The organism is Campylobacter sp. CNRCH_2015_1657, from assembly GCF_025772685.1.
GTDB classification, from domain to species: domain Bacteria; phylum Campylobacterota; class Campylobacteria; order Campylobacterales; family Campylobacteraceae; genus Campylobacter_D; species Campylobacter_D lari_D.
In genome coordinates this window covers 1-14,081 of the sequence record NZ_JAKMSO010000015.1, presented here as the reverse complement: position 1 = coordinate 14,081, position 14,081 = coordinate 1, and the positions used below count along the sequence as shown (strand labels likewise).

General features: G+C 29.8%; 16 protein-coding genes and 1 pseudogene. 11 read left to right on the top strand and 6 right to left on the bottom strand.

Annotated elements, in window-relative coordinates; translation table 11 throughout:
• Nucleotide 1: 1 nt before the first annotated feature.
• The 3 genes from L8X27_RS07755 to L8X27_RS07745 form a co-directional block, all read right to left on the bottom strand.
• Nucleotides 2-223, bottom strand: coding sequence for a CopG family transcriptional regulator (locus L8X27_RS07755; RefSeq protein WP_263666114.1), 222 nt, complete (start codon nt 221-223; stop codon nt 2-4).
• 1 nt (nt 224) lies between these two features.
• The gene (locus L8X27_RS07750) at nt 225-797 is read right to left on the bottom strand and encodes a bacteriohemerythrin (protein WP_263666115.1); all 573 of its coding nucleotides are present in this window, start codon (nt 795-797) and stop codon (nt 225-227) included.
• 77 nt (nt 798-874) lie between these two features.
• Complete coding sequence (locus tag L8X27_RS07745; RefSeq protein WP_263671833.1) at nt 875-1,462, bottom strand: bacteriohemerythrin; 588 nt, start codon at nt 1,460-1,462, stop codon at nt 875-877.
• 130 nt (nt 1,463-1,592) lie between these two features.
• On the opposite strand from L8X27_RS07745, the gene L8X27_RS07740 reads away from it, so the two are divergent.
• Entirely contained in the window at nt 1,593-2,258 is a 666-nt protein-coding gene (locus L8X27_RS07740) for a response regulator transcription factor (RefSeq protein WP_133318659.1), read from the top strand.
• Complete coding sequence (locus L8X27_RS07735) at nt 2,251-3,474, top strand: sensor histidine kinase (RefSeq protein WP_263671831.1); 1,224 nt, start codon at nt 2,251-2,253, stop codon at nt 3,472-3,474. The genes L8X27_RS07740 and L8X27_RS07735 overlap by 8 nt, the downstream gene beginning before the upstream one ends.
• 2 nt (nt 3,475-3,476) lie before the next feature.
• Here L8X27_RS07735 and L8X27_RS07730 read toward each other — a convergent pair whose 3' ends face one another.
• From L8X27_RS07730 to ribE, 3 genes are read right to left on the bottom strand one after another with little or no spacing between them, the layout of a single operon-like run.
• Nucleotides 3,477-3,683 (bottom strand): hypothetical protein, encoded by a 207-nt coding sequence (locus L8X27_RS07730; RefSeq protein WP_133318661.1) that lies wholly within the window; start codon nt 3,681-3,683, stop codon nt 3,477-3,479.
• Nucleotide 3,684: 1 nt separating this feature from the next.
• The gene (pgeF, locus tag L8X27_RS07725) at nt 3,685-4,353 is read right to left on the bottom strand and encodes a peptidoglycan editing factor PgeF (RefSeq protein WP_263671830.1); all 669 of its coding nucleotides are present in this window, start codon (nt 4,351-4,353) and stop codon (nt 3,685-3,687) included.
• Complete coding sequence (gene ribE / locus L8X27_RS07720) at nt 4,317-4,925, bottom strand: riboflavin synthase (protein ID WP_133318663.1); 609 nt, start codon at nt 4,923-4,925, stop codon at nt 4,317-4,319. Before ribE ends, pgeF begins: the two co-directional genes overlap by 37 nt.
• 123 nt (nt 4,926-5,048) lie before the next feature.
• Between ribE and mnmG the strand changes: the two genes are divergently transcribed.
• From mnmG to L8X27_RS07675, 9 genes and pseudogenes are all read left to right on the top strand, one after another.
• Nucleotides 5,049-6,905, top strand: a complete 1,857-nt coding sequence (mnmG, locus tag L8X27_RS07715; RefSeq protein WP_263671828.1) for a tRNA uridine-5-carboxymethylaminomethyl(34) synthesis enzyme MnmG — start codon at nt 5,049-5,051, stop codon at nt 6,903-6,905.
• A gap of 165 nt (nt 6,906-7,070) precedes the next feature.
• Nucleotides 7,071-7,574, top strand: coding sequence for a ubiquinol-cytochrome c reductase iron-sulfur subunit (gene petA / locus L8X27_RS07710; RefSeq protein WP_133318665.1), 504 nt, complete (start codon nt 7,071-7,073; stop codon nt 7,572-7,574).
• 1 nt (nt 7,575) lies between these two features.
• A complete protein-coding gene (locus L8X27_RS07705; RefSeq protein WP_220567136.1) occupies nt 7,576-8,820 on the top strand; it encodes a cytochrome b in 1,245 nt (414 codons plus the stop codon).
• Between the two features lie 2 nt (nt 8,821-8,822).
• A complete protein-coding gene (locus L8X27_RS07700; RefSeq protein ID WP_263671827.1) occupies nt 8,823-9,950 on the top strand; it encodes a c-type cytochrome in 1,128 nt (375 codons plus the stop codon).
• Nucleotides 9,951-10,123: 173 nt separating this feature from the next.
• Nucleotides 10,124-10,909: a 30S ribosomal protein S2 gene (gene rpsB / locus L8X27_RS07695; protein WP_087700911.1), complete on the top strand. Its 786-nt coding sequence runs from the start codon at nt 10,124-10,126 to the stop codon at nt 10,907-10,909.
• Nucleotides 10,909-11,985 carry a translation elongation factor Ts gene (gene tsf, locus L8X27_RS07690; RefSeq protein WP_263661736.1) on the top strand — a complete coding sequence of 359 codons (1,077 nt, stop codon included), beginning with the start codon at nt 10,909-10,911 and terminating at the stop codon, nt 11,983-11,985. The genes rpsB and tsf overlap by 1 nt, the downstream gene beginning before the upstream one ends.
• Before the next feature lie 2 nt (nt 11,986-11,987).
• Nucleotides 11,988-12,623 carry an ABC transporter ATP-binding protein gene (locus L8X27_RS07685; protein ID WP_133318668.1) on the top strand — a complete coding sequence of 212 codons (636 nt, stop codon included), beginning with the start codon at nt 11,988-11,990 and terminating at the stop codon, nt 12,621-12,623.
• The gene (gene fliR, locus L8X27_RS07680; protein ID WP_133318669.1) at nt 12,610-13,380 is read left to right on the top strand and encodes a flagellar biosynthetic protein FliR; all 771 of its coding nucleotides are present in this window, start codon (nt 12,610-12,612) and stop codon (nt 13,378-13,380) included. The genes L8X27_RS07685 and fliR overlap by 14 nt, the downstream gene beginning before the upstream one ends.
• 58 nt (nt 13,381-13,438) lie before the next feature.
• Nucleotides 13,439-14,081 (top strand): annotated as a pseudogene (locus L8X27_RS07675) (hypothetical protein); the annotation flags it as partial.

Here is a 14,081-nt window from a genome sequence, read left to right as displayed (position 1 = left end):
TTTAACATTTTAATTTTTTTATAATGTTATCTAACTTTTTACTATTTCCATCTTTTAAATCTTCTAAAGCTTCTATGGCTGGAGCAAAGTCTTCTATTTCATCAAGATAATTTTCCAAAGCATTGCGTAAAATTTCAGCTTTTTTCTTTTTAGAAAATTTCGCAGTTTGATTTAAGCGTTCATAAAGCTCTAATGGAATAGTTAAGGTGTAGCGTTTGTTCATTTTATAGCCTTTGTTTTAGTTTGATAGCTTCTTGACAAGTTTTACATTTGTAACTTGCATTGTTTAATTGAATTTTTTGGTGAATTTCGCAAGGAACTTTGTGAATTTTATTTACACAAGAGCAAATATATTCATAAATTTCTTGAGTTTCTTGAAAAGTTATAGTATTGGCATTTTTATTTAGTTGTGCTTGATGCCATTTTTCTATCTTCATATCTTCTCTTAAAATATGTTCTAAAAGCCATTTAGATGCAATGACATTAAGTTTTTCTTTTAAATCATTGGTGCTTTTGAGATTTTGAATTAAATCAATCATAGATTGGATGATACTTTTGTGAATTTTTTGATGGTTAGAAAGTTCAGGATAACCTATTTTTGCCATGTATTTTTCTTCTTCGGCAAAATGCTCTTTCATATAATTAAAAAAATCTGCAAGTAAAAATTTAATTTGTCCTTTATGGACAGGTTTATCTGAAATCATCTCGACATTTGCAGCAAGTTCAAAAAGTTTTTTATGCTGTCTGTCAATTTCTTCATTATGGATACTATATTTACTACACCATTTTGGTAGCATGTTAGCTCCTTGTTTATATTTAGAAGAGTTTTGTAAGCATTATAGTTTACTATATTTTAAATTATTATTAATTTTTATTAGATTTCTATTTTTTCTTTGTATTGTATTAAATTCGCAGAGCATTCTTTACATTTAAACTGCACTTTAGAATATTGCATTTTTAAATGAATATCATAAGGAACCTTGTGTGTTTTTCCTTCGCATTGACATTGATATAAGAATTTTTTTGGTTTTGGAGCTTCTTCTTCGAAAGTATCTGAAGAATTCTTTGCTTGGGTGTTTTGACGCCAATGTTCTATCATCATATCATGCTGAATGATGTGTTCTATCAACCATGAATTAACTACTATATATAATTTTTCTTTTAAATCATTTGTACTTTTTATACTTTGTATGAGTTTTATCATGGATTTTGTGATTTGTTTATGCATGAGTTTGTGTTGATTTAGATAAGGGTAATTAATATCAGCCATATAGGATTCTTCATCTTGAAAATGAATTTTAATATAGTGAAAAAATTCAGCAACTATCTTTTTAAGCTCGACTTGATAAACTGGCCTATCTGAAATTTCTTCCACTTTGGCGGCAAGTTCAAAAAGTTTTTTATGTTGTTCGTCAATTTTTTCATTATTAATACTATATTTTTGATCCCAATTTGGCAACATAATAAAATCCTAAATTCAATAAAATAGTTAATATTTTATAAATACTTGCCTTTAAATATGCTAAATTCACACTAAATTTACATAAAAAAAATATAATAATCTAAATTAAAATAGCATATAAAGGCTTAAAATGGCTACGCAAATTCTTTTACTAGAAGATGATATTAACTTAGGGGAAATTGTTAGTGAGTTTTTAGAAGAAGAAGGCTTTGAAGTGGTTTTGGTGGATAATGCTCAAGATGCACAAGATAAAGCTTATGAGAAAAATTTTGATTTATGGATTTTGGATGTAAAAGTCCCTTTAGGAGATGGTTTTAGTGTGCTTAAAAATTTAAGAGAAGCAGGTAGATATACCCCAGCTATTTTTATGACCTCTTTAAATACTACTATGGATTTACAACAAGGATTTGAATGTGGTTGTGATGATTATATCAAAAAGCCTTTTGAATTGCAGGAGTTAAAAATAAGGATTAATGCTATTTTAAAGCGTTCTTTTGCGCATAAAAATGAAGATTATGAGGACTTAGGAAATGGTTTTAAATTTGCTTTTATATCGCAAACTTTATATCAAAACGATAAGCCATTGTCTTTACCTTTAAAAGAATTAAAACTTTTATCATTACTTTTGAAAAATAAAGGTAAATTTATAGATACTGCTTATATTTTTGAAGAAATTTGGGAATATGACCAAGAGCCAAGTGAGCTTAGTTTGAGAGCTTATGTGAAAAATTTACGAAAAATTTTAGGAAAAGAAAGCATTATCAATCAAAGAGGAAGAGGGTATTGTTATGCATGAAGCCAAGCGCGTTGCATGGCAAATTCTTTCTTTGTATTTAGTAAGTGTAGGAAGTATTCTTGTAGTGCTTTTTGGCATATGGTATGCTAAGTTAATAGAAGATTTAATAAGCGAATATAGCATAAAGCTAAGACAAGAACATCGTTTTGTGATTTTGCAAATGGAAAAATCGCGTTTTGAACCCATAGAAAAAAGTGCTAAGAAAATAGCTCAAATTTCTAATATAAAATTTGCAATATTTGATAGAACTAAGGTTTATTTTTCTAATCTTGATTTACCTGCTCAAACAACTTTTTTTAAATCAAATAATGCGAATATTTATAACAATAACACTTTGATTTATGTAGCTGATATAAATTTAAATAGCTTGTTACTTGCTGATAATCAAAATCAAAGTGCTTTAGAAATATTAGGAGATGTAAATCGTTTAAGAGTTTTAATACAAGGTGATGATATTTCTAAAGAACTTGGATTTATAAGATTTAAAGTTGCTTTAGCTATGGTATTTTCTTTGATTTTTGTTAGTTTGGTAGGATATTTAATACTTAAATTTGCACTCAAGCCTTTAGAAGCAAGAATAAGGTTTTTAAATAATTTTATAAAAGATACCACTCATGAGATTAATACCCCAATTAGTGTAATATTAATGAGTGTAGAGAATTTAGAAAGAAAAAAGAATTTTGAAGAAATTAAGGCTTTAAAGCGTGTGAAAATAGCTGCTTTGACTTTGAGTCATTTGTATTCAGATTTAACTTTTTTAAATTTTTCTCAAGCTTATGAAGCAAAAAAAGATTGGATATTTTTAAAAAATTTGATTAAAGAAAGAATGGAGTATTTTAAGATATTTTTAGAGCAAAAAAATATCGACTTAGAGCTTAGCTTGGAAAATGATGGAAAAATTTATGCTAATAAAGAGCAATTTTTTAAAATGTTTGATAATCTTGTTAATAACGCTATAAAATATAATATAAAAAATGGACATATTAAAATAGCACTTTTAGAGCAAAAACTTATAATAGCAGATAGTGGTTGTGGCATAGCAAAGGAAAATTTGGCTAATATTTTTGAGCGTTATTCAAGATTTAATGAAAATCAAGGTGGTTTTGGTATAGGACTTTCTTTGGTAGATAAAATTTGTAAAGAACATAATATAAAAATAAAAGTAGAAAGTGAGTTAAAGAAAGGAACAAAATTTATTTTAACTTGGAAAAATTAAAATTATTTATTGCTCATTTTAGCTTTTTCTTTAGCATTTATAAGCGTTGTGATAAATTCATTTAAATTTTTAGTATCGTTTTGATTTAGAGTTTGTGGGGTATGATTTAGCATTTGAGTGATTAAAAGTTCATTGCTTAAGTCATTATCACCAAATTCTCTAGCTTTTTGTAGAATTTTTAAAGCAAGTAGATTTTTTACTTCATACATTTTAATCCTTTAAATAAATCACGCTAACAATGCGCTTTGGAGTTTGATTTTTTCTATAAGAAAAAAATCTCTCATCATCAAAGGTGCAAAGATTGATATCAAAAATATCATTAATACCTAATTCTTTTGCTTGAAATTTAACTAATGCTTTTAAATCAAGCTTATTTTCATGTAAAAAATGTGCAAAATTTTCTTTGCTGTGGTTTAAAACCTCGCCATTAATTTCATAATTTTTAGCACAAATTCCTGCTGAAATGATGAGTTTTAAATTCTTGGTTTGAGTATTAAAGCTTTTTTGCATTTTCAAAACAGCTTCTTTTAAGATATTTTCAAAACAACCTTTTCTACCTGAATGCAAAGCTGCTACGGCTTTATTTTCATCATCATATAAAAGTAAAGGCAAGCAATCAGCGCTTAAAATACACAAAGCTATATTTTTTTCATTGCTAATTATCCCATCAGCATTAAAGTGAAAATTTTTATTATAATGAGTGATGATATTGGAATGAATTTGATTTAAAAATACACACTTTTTTATAGAATTTTCCCAAGGAAAAATATTATCATGAATTTTTGCTCTAAAAATATTATAATCTTGATCAAAGGCTACAAAAGCTTTTGCGAAATCATTTTCTAATAAAGTGATGTAATCTTGTCTATTTGTTGCCATGAAATTTCTTTTTTATAATTTAATTGTCTGTGTATGTATCTTGCTAAAAGATCACTTTCTATATTGACGCGTCTTCCTATGGTGTAATTTTTAAACAAGGTTTCATTAAAGGTTATAGGAATAATAGTCAAACGAATACTATCTTTTAAAACTTCATTGATAGTTAAACTTACTCCATCTATAGCTACGCTTGCTTTATTTGCCATATAAATTTGTATATTATCAGGGCATTTAATATAAAAATCAACTCCGTTTTCTTTTTTAGAAATATTAGTAATTTCGCCAATACCATCAATGTGTCCTTGCATTAAATGCCCATCTATTCTATCGCCATAAGCTAACGCAGGTTCAATATGCACATAGTCTTTTAAATTTTCAATAGCTATGTGAGTTCTTGTTTCATAAGAAAGTTCAAGATTAAAGCCATCATCAAAAAGTTTTGTTACGCTCAAGCACGCACCATTAACTGCTATACTATCGCCTAGTTTTGGTTTGTAACTTGCTTTTAATCTTAAAGTGTTGTTTTGATATGATTTGACAAAGGCTAATTCGCGGATTAATCCATTAAACATTCAATACCTTTAATTTTTATGAGATTTTATCCAAAACTTTTAAATTTCAAAAAGTATTTTTAGTGTTTTATTTTAAAAAATATTATATAATTTTTGCCTTTTTTATAAAAATGAGGTCAAAATATGTATGATATAATCGTAATAGGTGGCGGGCATGCTGGGGTTGAGGCTAGTGCTGCTGTCGCTAGAATGGGCAAAAAAACTTTACTTTTAACTACTTTAATCGAGCAAATTGGTGCTGCAAGTTGTAATCCTGCTATAGGCGGCTTAGCAAAAGGACATTTGGTAAAAGAGCTTGATGCTATGGGTGGACTTATGGGACAAATTACCGATGAGGCTGGAATTCAATTTAGAATTTTAAATGAAAGCAAAGGTGTTGCAGTGCGTGGAAGTAGAGCACAAATTGATATGGACGCTTATAGAATTTGTGCTAGAAATAAGCTTTTAAAACTTGAAAATTTAGAAATCTCTCAAGAGCAAGCTTTGTCTTTACTTATAGAAAATGATGAAGTTAAGGGCGTTAAAACTAATTTAGAAAATACATATTTTGCTGAAAAAATCATACTTACAACAGGAACTTTTTTAAATGGACTTATCCATATAGGTGAAACTAAGCTTCAAGCAGGTAGGGTAGGTGAGCTTGCGTCTGTAAATTTGGGTGAGTATTTAAAACAAAGTGGTTTAAAAGTAGGGAGGTTAAAAACAGGAACTTGTCCAAGAGTAGATGCTAAAAGTATTGATTTTAGTGTCTTAGAAATTCAACCCGGAGATGAAAACCCTAAGGCCTTTAGTTTTAAAACAAAAAATTTCAAGCCCAATCAACTTCCATGTTATATAGCAAGAACAAATTTAAAAACACATGAGATTATAAAAAGTAACTTTTACCGCGCTCCGCTTTTTACAGGACAAATTGAAGGTATAGGTCCAAGATATTGTCCTTCCATAGAAGATAAGATTAATCGTTTTGGTGATAAAGAAAGTCATCATTTATTTATAGAGCCACAAACTAAAGATGCTACTGAATATTATATTAATGGCTTTTCTACTTCACTTCCTTATGAAGTGCAAATTGCGATGTTAAGAAGTATAAAAGGTTTTGAAAATGCTAAAATCACGCGTTTTGGCTATGCTATAGAGTATGATTATATTGATCCAACGGAGTTAAAACATACTTTGGAAACTAAAAAGATTAAAAATTTATATTGTGCTGGGCAAATTAACGGAACTACTGGTTATGAAGAAGCAGCTGCACAAGGTTTTATGGCAGGAGTGAACGCGGTTTTAGCAATTGATGAAAAAGAGCCTTTTGTATTAAGACGCGATGAGGCTTATATAGGGGTATTAATCGATGATTTAGTAATGAAAGGCACAAAAGAGCCTTATAGAATGTTTACTTCAAGAGCTGAATATAGACTGCTCTTAAGAGAAGAAAATGCTATTTTAAGACTTGGAGAATATGGACATAATTTTAAACTTTTAAGTCAAGAAGACTATGCATATATTGATAATATAAAGCAAAATGTTAGGAAAGGACTTGAGTTTTTACTTCAAACTACATGGACACCAAGCAATCAAAATAATGAATTTTTGCAAAGCATTAAAGAAGAAAAAATTACCTCAATAGTAAGTTTGCAAAAAATTGTTGCAAGAGCGAGTTTTAATATAGAAAAATTAAAAGCTCTAGATGAAATGTTTGCAAAAATGGATGAGTATTCTTTAAATGAAATTTTAAATGAAGCAAAATATTATCATTATATAGCAATGCAAAAAGCACAAATAGAAAAAATGAAAAACTTAAATGACTTAAAAATTCCTGAAAATTTTGACTTTAAAAGTGTAAGTGGTTTGAGTAATGAAGTGGTGGAAAAACTGCAAAAATTTAACCCACCAACTATTTTTGCTGCTTCGCAAATTAGTGGTATCACCCCTGCTGCTTTAGATATTTTGCATATTTATATCAAAATGAAAAACAATAGATGATATTAACTTATCTATTGTTTTGATTTGAAAATAAATACACTTCTGTTATTTTAAATAAATACTTGCATATCTTAAATAAAGCTTTTTTATATAAAGAAAAAATTTATTATTTTTTAGATAAACTGCTATACTTTACAACAAATAAATCAAAACAAAGGAAGTAAAATGGCTACATCTGAAAGTAGACGAAGCTTTATGGGCTTTGCCTTTGGAACGGTAGCTGCTGTGGGTGGTGCTTTTTCATTAGTTGCAATGAAAAAAACATGGGATCCGCTCCCAAGTGTAAAAGCAGCAGGTATTACTACCGTAGATCTTTCTGGTATGAAAGAAGGCGAATTAAGAACAATCGAGTGGCGTAAAAAGCCTATATTTATCTTAAAAAAAGATGCGGATATGGCAAAAGATAGCAGTAGGGATGTTATTGTGGGTGATGTTGCATATACTGTAGTTATTGGTCTTTGCACGCATTTAGGCTGTATTCCAGCTTATGCTCCAAGTGAGAAATTGTTTAAGTGTGCATGCCACGGTGGCGAATTTGACACTAGTGGTAAAAATGTATTTGGTCCTCCTCCAAGACCTTTGGACATTCCTCCTTTTAGAATTGATGGAACTAAATTAGTGTTAGGTGAAGAAGGTCCAGAATATAAAAAAATGATTGCGGAGGCTTGATATGGCACAGATAAAAAAAGCTAGTGGTATTATAGATTGGCTTGATCAAAGATTAGCTGTAAATAAGCTTTTTAATGTTTTAATGGCTCAGTATTGGATACCAAAACAAATTAACTTCTTATGGGCAATGGGTGTTATCTTGACAACTCTTTTTGCTATTTTATTTATTTCAGGTCTATTTTTAGTAATGTATTATAAGCCGGATGTGGCTTTGGCTTTTGATAGTGTTAATAAAACTATCATGCAAGAAGTAGAGTATGGTTGGCTTTGGCGTCATATGCATGGTGTGGCTGCTTCAGTTGTGTTTTTAATCATATATATCCATATGTTAACAGGAATTTATTATGGCTCTTATAAAAAGGGTCGTGAGATGATTTGGATTAGCGGTATGCTTTTGTTTGTTGTATTTTCAGCAGAAGCATTTAGTGGGTATATGTTACCTTGGGGACAAATGAGTTTTTGGGCTGCTCAAGTTATTACTCAGCTTTTTGGCGGAATTCCTTTTATAGGTGATGCATTAGTTATTTGGATAAGAGGAGATTTTGCAGTATCAGATCCAACTTTAACTAGATTTTTTATGCTGCATGTGTGCTTATTGCCAATTGTAATTTTAGCAATTATTGCATTCCACTTTTATTCTTTAAGAATTCCTCATGTAAATAATGAAATTTCAGAAGAAATTGATTTTGATTTGGAAGCTGAAAAATATTTAGCAGGTGATACAAAAGGTTCTAAAGTTATTCCTTTTTGGCCAGGATTTTTAGCTAAAGATTTTATGTATATTGCGTTATTTATGATTTTCTTCTTCTATTTGGTGTGTTTTAAATTTAATTTCGCAATGGATCCAATTAACTTTGACCCAGCAAATTCTTTAAAAACACCTCCTCATATTTATCCTGAGTGGTATTTCTTATGGAGTTATGAAGTTTTAAGAGGATTTTTCTTTGATGTTGGAAGCATTAAAGCTTTTGATATAGGTCTTGCAGCGTTTGGTATAGCACAAATTATTTTCTTCTTGTTGCCTTGGCTTGATAGAAGTGATGTTGTAAAACCAGCACACGAAAGACCAATGTTTTTTGTATGGTTTTGGGTGTTATTGATAGATTTAATTGTACTAACAGTTTATGGAAAGCTTCCTCCAACAGGAATTAATGCTTGGATAGGATTTTATGCTTCTATGGTATTTTTACTATTATTGTTAGTAGTCTTACCAATTATTACTATCATGGAAAGAAAAAGGGGCTAATAATGAGAGAATTAAAAATATTTTTTGTAGTTGTCTTTTTCACAGGTTTAGTTTATTGGGGGGTTGAGCCTTATGCACATTCAGTGATGAATCCTCCTTCAACTCCGGTTAATTTTGACTTTGCAAAAGCTGATGTAGAATTTACCAAAGGCGAAGTTGCTTTAAAAGAAAAAGCTGCAATAGATGCTAATGCTTCAGGAAGTGAAAAAGCTATAGCTAATGCTCAAAAAGCACTAGAGCTTGCTAAAAGCCAAGAAGAAGCTACTAAGCAATTATGGGAAAAAATCGCAAAAATTGATTTTAGTAAAGGTAATGCACAAAAAGGAAAAGAGCTTTTTGAAGGAAATTGTATTGCATGTCATGGTGTGAAAGCCGTCGGAATCCCTGCTACTATTACAGATTCTTCTTTGGGTGTAACACCTCCTGATTTAAGTGATGCGGGTGCTATTTATGATGAGAAATTTTTAGCAGCACTGATTGTTGATCCAGTTAAGGCTTTGCAAATTTCACATAAATTTAATGATGAAAATCCATTCTTAATGCCTGCTTATCCTTTAAGTGGTGATGAAGCACAAGATAATCAAGATTTAGCAGATTTAATTGCATTCTTTAAAAATACAGCTAGTGAGTATGAGAAGGAATTTGATACAAAATTAAAAGTAGATTTAGAAGAAAAATATGCTAAAAACCAAGAGCTTTCAGAGCAAGCAAAAACGGCTTTAATTGCAAAAGAATTTGATTTTGCTAAAAACAAACATACATTTGAAAATGCTTGCGGAAGATGCCATGATGTAAAGTATGATGGTTTTGTTTCAAGTTCAAATATGAGTGATTTAAAAAATTATCTTGGTATGACACCTCCGGATTTATCTATGATGATTCGTTCTAAAGGCACGCATTATCTTGAAATCTTCATCAATGAACCTCAAAAGAAAATTCATGGAACTGCTATGCCAAGAGTTGGTCTAAATGAAAAAGCACAAACTCAAGTTATTAGTTATCTTGAAAAAGTTGGTGATAGTAAAAAAGAAGAAAGAGAGCAAACAGGAATTTATATTATGATATTCTTTGCTATCTTAAGTATTTTTGCTATAGGTTGGAAAAGATCAGTTTGGTCTAAACTACACTAATTTACTCAAAGAACGCCTTGTGGCGTTCTTTTTCTTCAATAATAAGCTAAATATAAAATAAAATTTGATATAATATTTTTTCATTTCACACGCATTAATTTCCTTATTAGGTTGCTTATGGGTTAAAGAATGCGGAGGAATAAACCTAATTATTTTATTTCAAGGAGAATTTCATGGTAAGCATGAGAGATTTGTTAGAGTGTGGTGTACACTTTGGACACCAAACAAGAAGATGGAATCCAAAAATGAAAAAATTTATTTTTGGTGAAAGAAAAGGTATTTATGTAATTGATTTGCAAAAAACGCTTAGATATTTTAGATATACATATAACATTGTTCGTGACGCTGCAGCAGAAGGTAAGACAATTTTATTTGTTGGAACTAAAAAACAAGCAGGTGGAGCGATTAAAGAATACGCTGAAAAATGTGGTATGCCTTATGTAAATCACAGATGGCTTGGTGGTATGATGACAAATTTTGGAACTATCCGCCAATCAATTAGAAAATTAGAAGTTATAGAAAAAATGGAAGAAGATGGAAGTATTAAACTTTTAACTAAAAAAGAAGCATTAATGCTTACTAGAAAAAAAGAAAAATTACTAGCATATCTTGGTGGTATTAGATATATGAAAACTCAACCTGATATGATTTTTGTTATTGATACTGTTAAAGAAAAAATTGCAGTACAAGAAGCTAATAGATTAAAAATCCCTGTAGTTGCTCCACTAGATACAAACTGCGATCCTGATTTAGTTGATTTCCCAATTCCAGGAAATGATGATGCAATTCGTTCGGTCCAACTTTTCTGTCAAGAAATGGCTGAAGCAATCAATGAAGGTAAAGCATTAAGAGAGCAAGATGGTGAAGTTAGCGAAGAACAGCCTATTTCTGAAGAAGAGAAAAAAGAAGTTTTAGAAGAAGCTATGAGTGAAGAAGATTTTGAAGGAGATAAAGAGTAATGGCTGAAATCACTGCACAAATGGTAAAAGAACTGCGCGAGAGTACTGGCGCAGGTATGATGGATTGTAAAAATGCTTTAAAAGATACAGATGGTGATTTTGAAAAAGCAGTGCAACTTTTAAGAGAAAAAGGACTTGGAAAAGCTGATAAAAAAGCTGATCGTTTAGCTGCTGAAGGTTTAGTAAGTGTAAAAGTAAGTGATGATTTTAAATGTGCAACTGTAAGTGAAATTAACTCAGAAACAGATTTTGTTGCTAAAAATGAACAATTTATTGCTTTAACAAAAGATACAACAGCACATATTCAAGCTAAGAGTCTTCAAAATGTTGAAGAATTACATTCAAGTGAGATTAATGGTGTTAAATTTGAAGAGTACTTAAAAAGCCAAATTGCAACTATTGGTGAAAATTTAGTTGTTAGAAGATTTGCTACTTTAAAAGAAGGTGCTAATGGCATAGTAAATGGTTATATTCACACCAATGGTCGTGTTGGTGTAGTTATTGCTGCAGCTTGCGATAGTGAAGCTACGGCTAGCAAGTGTGGAGAATTTTTAAAACATATTTGTATGCATATTGCTGCAATGAAGCCAAGTTATTTATCTTATGAAGAGCTTGATATGGATTTTGTAGAAAATGAGTATAAAGCTTTAGTTGCTGAGTTAGAAAAAGAAAATGAAGAAAGAAGAAGATTAAAAGATCCTAATAAACCAGAGCATAAAATTCCAAAATATGCAAGCAGAAAACAATTAACTCAAGAGGTAATTCAAGCAGCTGAAGAAGCTATTAAGGCTGAACTTCAAGCACAAGGTAAGCCAGAAAAAATTTGGCCTAATATTATCCCAGGTAAGTTGAATAGTTTTATAGCAGATAACTCTCAACTTGATAGCAGACTTACTTTAATGGGTCAGTTTTATGTAATGGATGATAAAAAAACTATCGAACAAGTAATTGCTGATAAAGAAAAGGAACTAGGCGGAACTATCAAAATAGTCAAATTTATTCGTTTTGAAGTAGGTGAGGGCCTAGAAAAGAAAACTGAAGATTTTGCTGCTGAAGTTGCTGCACAAATTGGTTAAAAATGGAACTTTTAAAAGCGGAAAATTTAAACCATAGTTTTGATATTCCGCTTTTTGAAAATTTAAATTTTACTTTAAATACAAAAGATTGTATTGCAGTATGTGGAAGCAGTGGATGTGGTAAATCTACTCTTTTGCATATTTTATCTACCTTATTAAAACCTCAATCGGGAAAAGTTTTTTATAATAATCAAGATTTATACGACTTAGATGATGAAGCTTTGCTAGAAATTCGTAGAAAAGATTTTGGTATTATTTTTCAAATGCATTATTTATTTAAAGGTTTTTTGGCTTTTGAAAATATAGAACTTGCGAGTGTTTTAAGTGGGCAGAATATTGATTATGAATTATTAAAAAAACTTGATATTGCAGATTTAATGAATCAAAAAATCACAAAATTAAGCGGTGGACAACAGCAAAGAGTAAGTATAGCTAGGGTTTTAAGCAAGAAGCCAAAAATTATTTTTGCAGATGAGGCTACCGGAAATTTAGATTTTAAAAATGCTTTAAATGTAATGGATATTTTGATTGATTATATCAAAGAAAACAATGCAGCTTTAATTTTTGTTACGCATGATCAAGAGCTTGCTAAAAAATGTGATAAGGTTTTTCACTTAAACAACCATGGAATTTGTTAAATATTTAGGTGATGAAAATGTAGTTATTTTCATGCTTTTGTTTGCTAGAATGAGCGGGTTGATAGTTTTTTTCCCTTTTTTTTCTCATAATAGTATTCCTTTGGTGGTAAAAACAACTTTGGTAATGTTTTTAACAATGTTTTTATACCCTTTAGCTAAACTTGAAAATAATACACCTGATTCTTTTTTTATTCTATATCTTTTAAGTGAAGTTATTTTTGGGATGATAGCAGGAATGATTTTGCAAATGACTTTTGCCATTTTGCAAATGGCAGGTGAGCAGATTTCTTTTACTATGGGTTTTTCAATGGCTAGTGTTATGGATCCCACAACAGGTGCAAATACTCCTGTAATTTCACAAGTTTTAAATTTATTAGCTTTGCTTGTATTTTTAGCTTTTGATGGACATCATTTGATTTTGCTTTTTATATCTAATTCATTGGAATATATTAGTTTAGGTGGATTTTATCCACATGAAAATTTAATGCTTTATTTAAATAAAGCTATGGTAAATATTTTTGTGCTTGGTTTTTCTATGGCTTTTCCTGTTTTAGCTATTTCTTTGCTATCAGATGTGATTTTTGGCATGCTTATGAAAACTATGCCACAATTTAATCTTTTAGTGGTTGGTTATCCTATCAAGATATTTTTGTCTTTCGCGGTTCTTATTGCTATTTTACTTATTATGATGCAATATTTTAAAAATTTAATAGTAAAAAGTTTTGAGCATATGGAATTGTTATTTTTTAATATATAAGCATTAAATAATTAAAAATGTTTTAAAATAATGTATTTTTTATTCTTGGGAGATGATAATGAGGGTTTTGCTAATAAATTCCAATATAGCTGTTTCAAAATTAATTAGTTTGGGGGTTCAAAAATTAGGTTATGATTTTGAGGAGCTCACGGGTATTGAGGAGCTTGAGGGATTTTATGATGTAATTATTATAGATCATGATATTGAGGCTGATTTAGATGATTTAAAAAGTAAATGTGATAGATTGATTTATTTGTTACCTAGAAACCTAGAACAAAAAGAAGGTATAGAATGTTTGTATAAACCGTTTTTACCTACCGATTTTATAAATCTTCTAAGTGGAGATGGGGTTTTGGATGATATTCAAAAAGATGCTTTGAGCGAAGATGAACTAAATTTTGATGATGAGGAAGTTGTTGGTAAAGATATGCCTTTGGATGGAAATGAACTTTTAGAAGGTATTGATTTGTCTGAACATGAAGAAAATTTGAGTGAAGATGATTTAAATTTACAAGAAGATTTTTTTGAAGAGAATTTAGGTAATGGATTAAAAAATGATGATATGTTTGATGCAGCAAGTGAGTTAATAGATGAAGAGAAAACAGAAGATGATTTAGTTTTTTCAGATAGCTTAGATAAAGAAAATATAGAAGAAAATATAGAAGAAAATATAGAAGAAAATATAGAAGAAAATATAGAAG

Bases quoted from the DNA above. Each gene is read 5' to 3' on its own strand.
- L8X27_RS07755 (WP_263666114.1), bottom strand. From the start codon at position 223: ATGAACAAACGCTACACCTTAACTATTCCATTAGAGCTTTATGAACGC.
- L8X27_RS07750 (WP_263666115.1), bottom strand. From the start codon at position 797: ATGCTACCAAAATGGTGTAGTAAATATAGTATCCATAATGAAGAAATT.
- L8X27_RS07745 (WP_263671833.1), bottom strand. From the start codon at position 1,462: ATGTTGCCAAATTGGGATCAAAAATATAGTATTAATAATGAAAAAATT.
- L8X27_RS07740 (WP_133318659.1), top strand. From the start codon at position 1,593: ATGGCTACGCAAATTCTTTTACTAGAAGATGATATTAACTTAGGGGAA.
- L8X27_RS07735 (WP_263671831.1), top strand. From the start codon at position 2,251: ATGCATGAAGCCAAGCGCGTTGCATGGCAAATTCTTTCTTTGTATTTA.
- L8X27_RS07730 (WP_133318661.1), bottom strand. From the start codon at position 3,683: ATGTATGAAGTAAAAAATCTACTTGCTTTAAAAATTCTACAAAAAGCT.
- pgeF (WP_263671830.1), bottom strand. From the start codon at position 4,353: ATGGCAACAAATAGACAAGATTACATCACTTTATTAGAAAATGATTTC.
- ribE (WP_133318663.1), bottom strand. From the start codon at position 4,925: ATGTTTAATGGATTAATCCGCGAATTAGCCTTTGTCAAATCATATCAA.
- mnmG (WP_263671828.1), top strand. From the start codon at position 5,049: ATGTATGATATAATCGTAATAGGTGGCGGGCATGCTGGGGTTGAGGCT.
- petA (WP_133318665.1), top strand. From the start codon at position 7,071: ATGGCTACATCTGAAAGTAGACGAAGCTTTATGGGCTTTGCCTTTGGA.
- L8X27_RS07705 (WP_220567136.1), top strand. From the start codon at position 7,576: ATGGCACAGATAAAAAAAGCTAGTGGTATTATAGATTGGCTTGATCAA.
- L8X27_RS07700 (WP_263671827.1), top strand. From the start codon at position 8,823: ATGAGAGAATTAAAAATATTTTTTGTAGTTGTCTTTTTCACAGGTTTA.
- rpsB (WP_087700911.1), top strand. From the start codon at position 10,124: ATGGTAAGCATGAGAGATTTGTTAGAGTGTGGTGTACACTTTGGACAC.
- tsf (WP_263661736.1), top strand. From the start codon at position 10,909: ATGGCTGAAATCACTGCACAAATGGTAAAAGAACTGCGCGAGAGTACT.
- L8X27_RS07685 (WP_133318668.1), top strand. From the start codon at position 11,988: ATGGAACTTTTAAAAGCGGAAAATTTAAACCATAGTTTTGATATTCCG.
- fliR (WP_133318669.1), top strand. From the start codon at position 12,610: ATGGAATTTGTTAAATATTTAGGTGATGAAAATGTAGTTATTTTCATG.